Origin of the sequence: Pseudomonas syringae pv. cilantro (assembly GCF_001293775.1) — a bacterium.
GTDB lineage: Bacteria > Pseudomonadota > Gammaproteobacteria > Pseudomonadales > Pseudomonadaceae > Aquipseudomonas > Aquipseudomonas syringae_P.
On sequence record NZ_LGLN01000099.1, the window covers coordinates 36,030 to 48,347 of the forward strand.

General features: G+C 57.1%; 8 protein-coding genes. 4 read left to right on the plus strand and 4 right to left on the minus strand.

Features of this window, described 5'->3' with window-relative positions; all coding sequences use genetic code 11:
• Positions 1 to 158 precede the first annotated feature (158 nt).
• Complete coding sequence (locus ABJ99_RS25680) at positions 159 to 5,405, plus strand: DUF4011 domain-containing protein (RefSeq protein WP_230081098.1); 5,247 nt, start codon at positions 159 to 161, stop codon at positions 5,403 to 5,405.
• A gap of 25 nt (positions 5,406 to 5,430) precedes the next feature.
• On the opposite strand, the gene ABJ99_RS25685 is transcribed toward ABJ99_RS25680, so the two are convergent.
• Positions 5,431 to 6,549, minus strand: coding sequence for a metallophosphoesterase (locus ABJ99_RS25685; protein WP_054088176.1), 1,119 nt, complete (start codon positions 6,547 to 6,549; stop codon positions 5,431 to 5,433).
• A 332-nt stretch (positions 6,550 to 6,881) separates the two neighbouring features.
• On the opposite strand from ABJ99_RS25685, the gene ABJ99_RS25690 reads away from it, so the two are divergent.
• The 3 genes from ABJ99_RS25690 to ABJ99_RS25700 all read left to right on the plus strand — a co-directional run bounded on the left by ABJ99_RS25690 (position 6,882) and on the right by ABJ99_RS25700 (position 10,014).
• Complete coding sequence (locus ABJ99_RS25690; RefSeq protein ID WP_054088177.1) at positions 6,882 to 8,207, plus strand: NAD(P)/FAD-dependent oxidoreductase; 1,326 nt, start codon at positions 6,882 to 6,884, stop codon at positions 8,205 to 8,207.
• A 242-nt stretch (positions 8,208 to 8,449) separates the two neighbouring features.
• Positions 8,450 to 8,758, plus strand: coding sequence for a DUF2845 domain-containing protein (locus ABJ99_RS25695; protein ID WP_054088178.1), 309 nt, complete (start codon positions 8,450 to 8,452; stop codon positions 8,756 to 8,758).
• A 77-nt stretch (positions 8,759 to 8,835) separates the two neighbouring features.
• On the plus strand, positions 8,836 to 10,014 hold the full coding sequence (locus tag ABJ99_RS25700) for a DUF2252 domain-containing protein (RefSeq protein WP_054088179.1): 1,179 nt from the start codon (positions 8,836 to 8,838) through the stop codon (positions 10,012 to 10,014).
• Positions 10,015 to 10,104: 90 nt separating this feature from the next.
• On the opposite strand, the gene tspO is transcribed toward ABJ99_RS25700, so the two are convergent.
• From tspO to ABJ99_RS25715, 3 genes are all read right to left on the minus strand, one after another.
• On the minus strand, positions 10,105 to 10,545 hold the full coding sequence (gene tspO / locus ABJ99_RS25705) for a tryptophan-rich sensory protein TspO (RefSeq protein WP_054088180.1): 441 nt from the start codon (positions 10,543 to 10,545) through the stop codon (positions 10,105 to 10,107).
• A 335-nt stretch (positions 10,546 to 10,880) separates the two neighbouring features.
• Positions 10,881 to 12,032 (minus strand): zonular occludens toxin domain-containing protein, encoded by a 1,152-nt coding sequence (locus tag ABJ99_RS27955; protein ID WP_080378336.1) that lies wholly within the window; start codon positions 12,030 to 12,032, stop codon positions 10,881 to 10,883.
• A complete protein-coding gene (locus tag ABJ99_RS25715; RefSeq protein WP_054088182.1) occupies positions 12,025 to 12,318 on the minus strand; it encodes a DUF2523 family protein in 294 nt (97 codons plus the stop codon). The genes ABJ99_RS27955 and ABJ99_RS25715 overlap by 8 nt, the downstream gene beginning before the upstream one ends.

The following is a 12,318-nucleotide window of genomic DNA, read 5'->3' on the forward strand; positions in this document are numbered from 1 at the left end:
CCTGTGCAGCCCGACGAGTGTGGAGCGTGGGCACGACCATCGGCACCGTCGAACCTTCTGATTTATAAACAGTTCCCTAACATCGATTACTCATGGACTATATGCGCATTTGGCTGCCTCTTTATGAGGCCAGCGCTCGCAGCTCCAGGAGCCCGTGGATGAACATCAAGATTGAGGCGCTGATCGCCCGGAAGATCGGTTTCGCCTCCCACCAGAACGCCGTGCCACTGGTACGTGAATTGAGTATCTGGAACCTGGAAGAAACCAGCTTTGAAAACCTGACCCTGAGTTTAAGCACCGACCCGGATTTCGTTGAAAGCCGTACCTGGCACATAGACCGCGTTCATGCAGGTGATCGCCTCAGCATCTCTGAGCGCGACATCAAGCTCAATGCGGGCTATTTGTCCGGGCTGACTGAAAGCCTCAGCGCCGATGTCATTATGCGTCTGTCCCAAGGCGACAACCTGCTTGTCGAGCAGCGCTTCCCGACCGAACTGCTGGCTCGCACTGAGTGGGGCGGCTTGAGCGCCATGCCGGAGTTGCTGGCAGCTTTTTGTATGCCCAATGATCCTGCAGTCGATCGCGTCCTCAAAGCGGCTTCACAGGTGTTACGGCGGGCGGGCAAGAAGGATGGCATTGACGGCTACGAAGGAAAATCGCGCACGCGCACCTGGGAGCTTGCCTCCGCCATCTGGTCCGGGGTGTGCAGCTTTCAGTTGAGCTACGCATTGCCTCCTGCCAGCTTTGAGCAACAGGGCCAGAAGGTCAGGCCTCCGAGTGTGATTCTGGAAAACGGTGTAGCGACCTGCCTGGACATCGCGCTGCTGTTTGCTGCTGCGTTGGAGCAGGCGGGATTGAATGCCCTGTTGATCATGACCAAAGGCCATGCATTCGCAGGCGTCTGGTTGCAGCCTCAGGAATTCTCCCAACTGTTGACCGATGAAGCGTCGGCAGTGCGCAAGCGTCTGGATCTGAAGGAAATGGTGGTATTCGAAACCACCCTTGCCACCCAGGCACCTGCGCCTGGCTTTTCCCAGGCCATTGCGGCGGCCGAGCGGCAACTCGATGACGAGCAGTTCATCATGGCTATCGATTTGCACCGTGCCCGGATGCAGAAGATCCGGCCGATGGCGCTCGTTTCAGTGGCGCAGGCACCCGATGCGACCGCCGATGCTCCGCCGACTGTCGAAGGGTTGGAAGAAGCCCCGGCACTCCCGGGCTTTGATGTGGAAATCAATACGATTGACGAAGGCCCCGCTGGCAAGCTGACGCTGTGGCAACGCAAACTCCTTGATCTGACGACCCGCAACCGCCTCCTGCACCTTCCGGACAGCGCCAAAGGCGTGCGTCTGCTGTGCCCGGACCCGGCAGCGTTTGAAAACCTTCTTTCCAGCGGTCAGCGCATTCGTGTGGTGCCAGTACCTGATCTGAACAGCAGTGGCCGCGATGTGGCGCTGTACGAGCAGCAGAATAATGAAAGCCTGGTCGACGAGGTCGCTCGGCAGGCACTTGCACGGGGTGAAGTGCTCGCCAGCCTGGAAAAGGTCAAGCTTGAAGCAACGCTGATTGATCTGTTCCGAAAGGCACGCAGCGATCTGGAGGAGGGCGGGGCGAACACGCTATTCCTGGCCATTGGCTTTCTCAAATGGAAGAAAAGTGCAGAAGACCCGAAAACCTACTCGGCACCGCTGATCCTGCTGCCGGTAAAACTTGAGCGCAAAAGTGCCTTGTCCGGGGTGACACTCAGCCTTCTTGATGAGGAGCCACGTTTCAACCTGACGCTGCTGGAACTGCTGCGTCATGATTTCGACTTGGTGATTCCCGGGCTGGACAGCGAGTTACCCGGTGATGAAAGCGGTATTGATGTGCAGGGCATCTGGAACGTCGTGCGGCGAGCGGTTCGCGACGTACCAGGATTCGAGGTGAGTACCGAGCTGGTATTGGGCACCTTCTCGTTCGCCAAATACTTGATGTGGAAGGACCTGAACGCCAACGCCGCGCAGCTGCTGCAAAGCCCCTTGGTCAAACATCTGTTGGAGCCGGGTGAAGCCGGTGAGGGATTTTCCGGCTCAGACGAGTATCCACGGCCTGAGCGCCTGGACTCATCGGTTACGCCCGCGCAGCTTTTTGCCCCGCTGCCTGCCGACTCATCACAGTTAGCTGCCGTGGTGGCATCTGCTGGCACTCGCAGCTTCGTCATGGATGGGCCGCCGGGAACCGGTAAGTCACAGACCATCGCCAACATGATTGCCCACAACCTGGCATTGGGCCGTCGTGTACTGTTCGTGGCGGAGAAACGCGCGGCCCTGGACGTGGTTTATCGTCGTCTGGCAGAAAAGGGACTGGGCGAATTTTGCCTGGAGCTGCATTCAAGCAAAGCGTCCAAGGTTGAAGTGCTCAAGCAACTGGACCGCGCCTGGGATGTCAGCGACGCATTGAGCGCTCAAGAATGGGAGCGCGAAGCCACTCGGTTGCAGACCTTGCGCTCGAAACTCAACCAACTGGTTGATGTTTTGCATCGACGCTGGCCAAACGGCCTGTCCCTGCATCAGGCGATTGGTCGCGTGATTCGTGATCATGGCTCTCAAACGCCAAGACTGGTCTGGCCAGTGGGCACGGAGCATGACGCTGAAGCGTATGGCCAGTTGCTTGATCTGTCGCGTCGGTTGGGTTTGAACGGTGCTGCCGCCCGTGACCTGTCAGAACAGTTCGGCGCTCTGGCACAGACTCAATGGTCGAACGCCTGGCAAGCGAACATTGCGAATGCCGCACGCGAGGTGCCGCAGGCCCTTGATGCGCTGAATGCCGCAAGCGAAAGACTGCTTGGGCTGATGCACCTGAATTTGCCTGTGGCTGAAGGGGCGCAGGTCCGGCAGCTCAGCGAGCTGGCGACTCTGGTCCTGGAATCATGCGGCCTGAACCTTTCATTTGCATTTGCACCCGATGCTGTTGCGCGTATCGACGCCACCCGGCGCGCGTGTCAGTTGATCGAAAGTTATCGGGAGCTTGAGGAAAGCCTTTCGCTGGATTACGCAGATGAAGCATGCCGTCGCATTCCCGTTGAGGCAATGCGCGGCGAATGGCGCGAGGCCGAGGGCAAATTCTGGTTCATGGCAACGTTCGCCAAGAAAAAAGTGGCCAGGAAACTGGCCTCTTCAGGCGGCGCTGTTGGTCTTCCGGACACACTCGGCGACCTCGCAATCTTCGAGCGTCTGCATTCGCAACTCACGGCGCTGGACGCGCTGGCCGGTGACCTGCAGTCGATCCCGGGCTGGAAAGGCCTGGGCAGCGATGTATCGCGTCTGTTCAGTGCAGCCTCGCTGGCTGAAAAACTGCGCGGGCTGCTCAGCAGTCTGGCCGAATCACCGGACCATCTGGTTTCATTGCGCGCAGCTGTCGCGCGGCTGGTCATCGAGGCAAATGAAATGCTGGCCCCCGGTGGGCAAATCAGCACAGCGTTAACGACGTTGCAACAGAGCCTGGGTCGCTATGAAGAAGTCGCTCGCCTGTTTGCCGGGTTGGCTGCAACGGGCACTGACGCGCATCCAGGCGTTGCTGCGTTGCGAGCGACTTCACTTTCCATCCAGCAACACGAGGAGCAGCTAAAGGCCTGGTGCGACTGGTGCCGAGTGCGCGAGCAGGCTGGCGAAGCAGGTCTGGCAAGTCTGGCATCTGCGCTTGAGGCCGGAAAGCTGGCGCCGTCCGCCAGCGAGGAGACGTTCGTTACGGCCTATGCCCACTGGTTCGCTACGCAGGGTATCGATGGCGAACCGCTCTTGAGGAATTTCGTGGCTGCCGAGCACATGAGTGACATCAGCGCTTTCGTTCGTCTCGACGACGAAATGGCGAAACTGACCGTACGCTATATCCGGGCGAAGCTCTGTGGCTTGATTCCTTCGAAAAATGACATTCCCAAAAGCAGCGGCTTCGCCATTCTCAAGCACGAATTGCAGAAGTCGCGCCGGCACAAACCTGTCCGGCAACTGGCTATTGAAATGGGCGATGCGTTGAATCGTCTGGCGCCGTGCATGCTCATGAGCCCGCTATCGATTGCGCAGTTCTTGCCCGCCGATCAACCTCCGTTCGATCTGGTCATTTTCGACGAGGCTTCGCAGATCGCGCCATGGGACGCAATCGGTTCGATAGCCCGCGGCCGGCAAGTGGTTATCGCAGGTGACCCGCGTCAGATGCCGCCGACAAACTTTTTCAACCGTGGCCCGAATGCCAGCGACGACGACACCGCTGAAGACATGGAGAGCATTCTGGACGAATGCCTGGCAGCCGGGGTGCCGAGCCATAGTCTGAGCTGGCACTACCGCAGTCGCCATGAAAGCCTGATCGCGTTCTCCAATCACCGCTACTACGACAGTCACCTTATTACGTTCCCGGCCGCAGAGACTCGTGCAAGTGCTGTCGAGTGGCGCAGGGTCGATGGTGTCTATGCAAAAGGAAAAGGGCGTTACAACCAGGCTGAGGCCGAAGCTATTGTCAGCGAGACCGTCAAACGCCTGACTGATCCCGCGTTCGTGGCGGCGGGTCATTCGATCGGGATTATCACGCTCAATTCCGATCAGCAAAAGCTGATCAACGACTTGCTGGATATGGCTCGCAAACAATACCCGCAGATCGAACCGTTTTTCCAGGACACGCTGACCGAGCCCGTTGTCGTCAAGAACCTGGAAACAGTCCAGGGTGACGAGCGAGATCTCATCATGCTCGGGATCGGCTATGGCCCGACCGAGCCGGGTGCGCAGGTCATGTCCATGAACTTCGGGCCACTCAACAAGGACGGCGGATGGCGCAGACTTAACGTCGCGATCACACGTTCCCGTCGGGAAATGCTGGTGTTCTCGTCCTTCGATCCGTCAATGATCGACCTGAACCGGACCAACGCTCGCGCGGTCCGGGATCTGAAGCATTTCATCGAGTTCGCTCAGCAGGGGCCAAGGGCCCTCGCAGAGGCCATCCAGGGCTCGGTTGGCGGTTATGACTCGCCTTTCGAAGAAGCTGTCGCTCAAGGGCTGAGGCGTCTTGGCTGGCAAGTCGTCCCGCAGATTGGCGTGTCGCGTTTTCGCATCGATCTGGGGGTCGTTCATCCTGACCGTCCAGGCGATTATCTGGCTGGCGTTGAATGCGATGGGGCTACTTATCACAGCGCTGCCACTGCCCGGGATCGGGATAAGGTCCGAGGCGCGATTCTGAATGGCCTCGGATGGAACCTCGTGCGCCTGTGGTCCACCGAATGGTGGGTCGACAAGGAAGGCGCATTGCAGCGGCTGCACGCAGCGTTGAACGACCTTCTGGATGAATCCCGGTTGGAGACCGTCGGGAGTCAGGCAGCCGAGCAGCCTCCGGCAGTGCCGATGGTCACCGATCTCTCGGCTGAATCCGGTGGTAACGCATGAAGACCTGGCGCCCCACTGCGGGGCGCTACGGCGCCCTTCGAAGCGTGATGCGCGTCAGTTCCGAGGGTTGGCCAAGGCGGATAGCAAATCCAGGCCAGAGTGCGGTGCCGTTGTTGACGTACAACTGCATACCGCCGACATTGTAAAGCCCCGACACAAATCCCCCGTTTGCCAGGGCCAACAGTCGGTGGAGACCCAAGATCATTCCGCCATGGGTGTGCCCTGAAAGTTGTAACGCCACCCCTTGGATCGCTGTTTCCCGCGCATTCCGTGGCTGATGGTCGAGCAGGATGATCGGTGTGTCCTTCGCGATGCCGGTTATGGCTTTCCGGACGTCAGGGGCGGGGAAGCCTGTTTTCGGTGCCGTTACATCCGTCACCCCAGCCAGTGCAATCCGCGCACCTTCATGCTCGATCAGCGTGTGGCTGTTCGCGAGTGGCACCATGCCCAACGAGACAAAGTGCTGCATCCACGCTTCGTTATCAAAGAAGTACTCGTGGTTGCCGGGAATGACATAAACGCCGTCTGGCGCACGCAGATCGCGCAGGGCATCAATGTCCTGCTTGCGGTCACTGAGCGAGCCATCGATCAGATCGCCGGTGATAACGATCAGGTCGACACCCAGAGCATTTGATTCCTTGACGACCGCGTGCGTCCATGGTGCATCAAACAGGCGACTGATGTGCATGTCCGTCAGCTGCAAGACCTTGTAGCCGTCGAATTGCGGAGGCAGGTTTTTGATCGCAATCTCGAGATCTTTTACCGGCGGCACACGCACAGCCTGCTGAACACCGATTGCCGCCAGCAACAACGCGGCTATGCCAATGGCATACCGCAGCTTCGCGGGAATAATCAGCCGTCGTCGCCGGATCAACATCGTCAGCAAAGTGCTCAGGTCGACAATGATTTGCAACACAGCCAGTAACAGAATCGCGCCGAACGCCCAGTTGAAGAGCATTACAACGTCGCGTGGAAACTCCGGCGAAAACACGCTGCCGGACGAAAATCGGCAATACAGGTGATATTGCGAAGCAAGGATGAGTAACACGGCGACGGCAATTTTGGTTCGTGGCATCCATGGCATAGGCCACAGATAGCGCACGATGACGTAAAGGCAGGGCAGGCTGAACATGACATGGAACATCAACTCACTCCCTTGAAAATTAACGCTCGCTGTTCCGTCACTGTTTTTCCGCTCGATTGCCTGCGATGCATTTGCCCTTTCCCTAATCAAATAGTCAGGTGCAATCACGCCACATAAGCAGGAGACTCACAAGTGCAAAAAAGGTGGTGTCCGCAAAGTATGCCGAGGCAGGCTTGCCAAACAGTGGATCATGCCATCAAAGCCTTACTTTCAGCCCTTCATGCATGCCTTCAAGGTGATGTAATACGTTCATAAGCCCCCGCTGCGCCTGAGTCGACTCGAACCAACGGGTGCCGCCAGCGCCGACATCGATTTTCAACGGATACCCGACAATGCCAGCGCCTTTGATTTCTGTAGAAACCTCTCCCGATCTACCAGCCGAGGCTGATGTGGTAGTCATTGGCGGCGGCATCATCGGGGCGTTTACAGCGTATCACCTGGCGAAACGCGGCATGAAGGTCGCGCTGGTGGAAAAGGGTCGTATCGGCGCTGAACAATCGAGTCGTAACTGGGGCTGGTGTCGTCAGCAGAATCGCGATGCGCGCGAGCTGCCGATGGCAACCAAAAGCCTGGATTTGTGGGAGCAATTCGGCGCAGATACAGGCGAACAGACGGGATTCACGCGTTGCGGCCTGCTGTATCTGAGCAACGACGAAAAAGAGCTCGCTGGTTGGGCGAGTTGGGGCGAATTCGCCCGGACCGTCAATGTCGAGACCCACATGCTCAGCGCAGAGCAAGCCGCCGAACGCGGCAAGACGACCGGAAAACACTGGAAAGGCGGGGTGTTTTCACCTTCCGACGGCATTGCGGACCCATCCCGAGCTGCCCCCGCAGTGGCGCGCGCAATCATGGCATTGGGCAGCACCGTGCATCAGGGTTGCGCGGTTCGAGGTGTCGAAACCGAAGGGGGGCGGTTGTCTGCGGTGGTGACTGAGAAAGGCACCATCCGCACCCGGATCGCAGTGCTTTCAGCGGGCGCGTGGGCCTCGTCCTTCTGCCGCCAGTACGGGATTCGTTTCCCGCAGGCCAGCATTCGCCAGACCGTGCTTTCCGTCTCGCCTCCTGGCGGAGAAATACCCAGCGCGCTGCACACGGCAGGTGTGTCGATGACGCGCCGCTTCGACGGCAGCTACACGCTGGCCATCAGCGGCCGCGGACGTGTCGACGTTACCCCTCAACTGCTCGGTTTTGCCACGCAGTTTCTGCCCATGTTTCAGCGCAGATGGCGCAACCTTGCACCAGGCGGACTGGAGGGCTTGCGCTCGGGCCATGAAAGCTGGAAACGCTGGCGGCTGGACCAACCGACGCCGATGGAGAAGATGCGAATTCTCGACCCGAAACCAGATGCTTCTGCGGTCGAGCTGACCTACAAGCGCGCGGTTGAGCTTATCCCGCTATTGAAAGCGACCTCGATAAAGGCTGCCTGGGCGGGCTACGTAGACAGCACGCCTGATGGCGTTCCCGGGATCGGCGAAATGGCCAGTCTGCCTGGCCTGGTACTGGCAGCGGGGTTCAGCGGACATGGCTTTGGCATCGGTCCGGGCGCCGGTCATCTGATCGCAGACATCGTCAGCGGCGCAGTGCCTATCGTAGACCCGCGCCCTTACCACCCGGACCGTTTTCAATCGTCCGCCTGGGGCAAGGTTGCTGATTTTTGAATACCGGAGGAGGGCACGTATAGCGAAAGGCTTACACGCAGTGGAGTGGATCCACTCTGTACCGCGCCTCGAACAAAGCGCAATCTAAACCCATCAACCGCAGCGCAGGAAGCGCTTCGGAGGTCAAGGATGATCACCATTGCCGGGATGGCTACCGACAGGATGTTGGAATGGTATTGATAGAAAAACGACCCGCTTCGGCGGGTTTTTTTATGGCTGCGGTTTGACTGGAGCGCATCAACATGCGGAGTAAAAAGCGTTTCCTGCCTTACGTATGTGTTGTTCTTGCCAGCGTTATCGGAACCGCGAATGCGACTATGCGGTGTGGTACGGCGTTGATCAGTGAAGGCGACTCCATGGCGACGGTGCTGGACAGGTGCGGTCCGCCACCCAAAAAGAGCAGTGAAGGGCCGGCCAGACGGGCTAATGGCGTTCCGCGACTGAACGCTGCGACCATAACGGTATTCGTTTATGGTCCAGAGGGCGGTTCCTATCAATACCTTCGGTTTATAGATGAAAAGCTTGTCGAGATTGATATGAAGCGTGAGTGAATCAGAAAATTTGAAATATCTTGAAACATTCGTCGAGTGACGCGAGTCAATGGGCTATCTCTCGTCAAGGTTTTCCGATGAAAACGCCCCGACCCAACGCACGACTTCAACCCCTGACCAACCTGCGTAATCTGAAGATGGCCCGCTCTGCGCATGCTTTCGTTCGAGGTAATACGGCGCAGTTCTACGAGTGGCTCAATAGCCAGCCCGGAAGACGCTTGCCAAGTGGCCCGCCAGTGTGGATTTGCGGGGACTGCCATGCTGGCAATCTAGGGCCTACCGGCGATTTGAAAGGGCGCATCGACATCCATATACGCGATCTGGATCAATCCGTGATCGGAAATCCAGCCCACGACCTGGTAAGGCTCGGGCTGTCCCTGGCAACCGCTGCTCGGGGCTCCGATCTGCCGGGCGTCACCACCGCGCGAATGCTGGAAGAGATGATCCAAGGTTATGAGCAGGCGTTCATGGACAACGGCGACGAAGAGCCTGATCGACCTGCACATGTGAAGGCCGGGATGCGCAGCGCCGTGCAGCGCACATGGAAGCACCTTGCCACGGAACGTATCGAGGACATGCGACCAGCAATCCCGCTGGGCAAGCACTTCTGGGCGCTATCCCGAGCGGAACGCGATGCAATCAAGGCGCTGTGCGCCACGCCGGATATCCACGCCTTGGTGACATCGCTCAAAGGACGATCACCCGATGACAGCGTGCAGTTACTTGACTCTGCCTATTGGGTAAAGGGCTGCAGTTCTCTGGGGCTGCTTCGCTATGCAGTATTAATGGGCGTTGGCGACGACGATGACCAGGAGTTCTGCCTGCTGGATATCAAGGAAGCCGTTGCAGCCGCCGCTCCGCGAACCGCCAGAGCGCGCATGCCGAGAGACAATGGCCGGCGAGTAGTGGAGGGCGCCAGGCACCTTTCGCCTGGCCTGGGAAGCAGAATGGTTGCGGTGCAGATGCTCGATCATTCGTTCTTCATCCGTGAGTTGCTTCCTCAAGACATGAAGCTGGAACTCGATGAACTCACCCAGCCGGAAGCCATGCAGGCAGCGGCGTATCTTGCAAAAGTGGTTGGCATCGCCCACGCCAGGCAGATGGATCTGGCGACGCGTACGGCGTGGATCCGGGATCTGCAAACCAACCGCTCCCGGACGCTGGATGCGCCTTCCTGGCTGTGGTCGAGCGTTGTTCAGCTGGTGGGCAACCATGAGCAAAGCTATCTGGAGCATTGCCGGCGCTATGCGCTGTAGAACTTACGACCGGCCGCTTGAAACGCACAGGTATGCGTCCTGAGCGGCCGACCGGGGTGATCTCTGTCAGCAAGCTGCCTGAAATCGGCGTCATTTATTGTGACGCAGAATGGAAAAGTTCAGCGCAACCGCCACCGAGAGCCACGCCAGATAAGGCAATAAAATCAGCCCAGTGACAACGTCCAGTTGCAATGCCATCACGACCATCACAGCCACGACGATCCAGAGCACGGCAAGAATGACCATCGCTGCAGTGATGCAATGCGCTCCGAAGAACACCGGCGTCCATAGCGTATTCAACGCAATCTGAGCGGCCCACAAGGCCAGCAAGGTCTCGCTGCCTGGCAACAGGGTCAAGCGATAGCCAGCCCAGGCGAGAAGCAGGTAGATCGTCGTCCATACGACCGGAAACGCCCAGTCAGGTGGAGTGAACGCTGGTTTTTTGAGCGCTTGATACCATGCGCCTGGCTTGAAGATGATGCCGGTGGCTCCGGCGGCGCAGCATGCTAGCAGGTAGATTAGGAAGGTCATGGGGTGTCCTGGGCTTTGGTGATCTCGAGGCTTGGACGTCAGGGTGACGGGAATGTCCGTTTTTTTGACTTGGGGACTGGAGGTGGAATGGACAGCAGCCCTCAGAGTTACAAACAGATACAATTTAACATAATATACATTATGCGTACCTAGAAAAGCCAGTGGAGAGAGGCGTCCCGAGGTTCTAGAGGACGATCAGCCGTCACGGGCCGATCAACCTCGTCAAGACAATGATCACAAAGCGTATACCGAACACCAGATGACAAATAACTGCGAGCGGTAGTTTCTTCTTTGCAACAACGATCACAAGTTAGACTTTTCAAAGTAATTACTCATCATGGTTTTAAACTGTTGCTCATTCGACTTGAGTCTTCAACCACAGTGAACTGAGCACCTCGTGAGGGATGTGGTGTTTGACTTGCATCAATAGGCATTGATGCTTGAACAGCCTGAGCAGGAACAGACGACTGTGATACAGCAAGCGTGCCCTGCTGACCGTGCCTGCCAGTAAGCCACGGATCAAACGATCCATACCGAACAAAGACCTGACAAGCACCCAACGGTATATCAAGCGGCGTTGCCTGCTGCGTGTAGCAATTGCAGGTATTACGCTCCTGTGAGGCCATACAGGCAGCCACACGTGGAAAATCAGTAGGTGCTGTCAGTTCGTCATAGACAGGTGCACTGTGCGGCATCCCTGGGATAACAGGCGTTTGTGACTCCTTTGTCCATCGAGGCGGCGGCGGTTGATCAGTGCCAGGCAGTGGATTACCGACAATGCCAGCTGGCCTACTCTGAGATTGAACTTGAGAGGCTGCAGGTGTGTGCTGTGCAGCTATGGCAGCAGGTTCGGCCTCTTTCGTGATCTGAGAAACACGATAAGTACCAAGACCAATGCCGACGATTGCAATCAAAGCAAACACACTGAATGCAATGATGATCTTCCACGGCGGACGAGCTTTATGGGTATCAAGCACAGTTGACGTATATAACTTGAAAACGTCTGGGTTTGGTGCAACAGACTTGCGAGTTCCCATTGCCTTAGAAGACTTGGCATTAGGATCATTCTGAACAGTGTCCCAAGAATACTGGTAACCCTTCATGTTCCATGGACGTATGTAATGAACATGAGGCTTTGCAAGTTTGCGAGCAAAGGTATGCAAGAACATAGGACTTTGAGTCGTAAAGATAAAGTCAAAGCCGCGATGACGGTGACGTGCAAGTTGCTGGACCCATGGAGGAGCCTCCTTGCCGAGGTTTGTGCCACAGTAGTCCTGTACCTCGTCACAGAAGATTACAGAGCCGTCAGGAAGCTCTTCCCATCCGCTGATATGCTCAATTGCGGTAACGCCATGTGCAGCAGGATCAAATCCATTGACGGGCGTACAGAACTTAGGCCGTCCCTGATACTGAGGAGCATATAGGAAGTCCCAAAGTTCATTAGAAGTTTTGCCATCACCGGGCGAACCGGTTACTAACTTAAGCACCGCTAGAACCCTTCTTAGCAAATGCAGACTTGGCACCCTTTATACCGAGCTTGAGGGTGACAGCAGCAAATATGATAGTTATAGCTTGAGGTACTGCAAGGAAGTTAAGAAACGAAAGAGCCTCAGCACCAACGCCATTGAGACTGGTGGTGATCTTGGACTGCAAGAAATTAAGCATCGGCGTATATACAGCCTCAGATATAACAACAACACCGAGGACAGCCAACAAGCGCGGAAGCAGCCAAGTTACAAGGTTCATACCAGCAGCAAGAAGTACACCGTACAT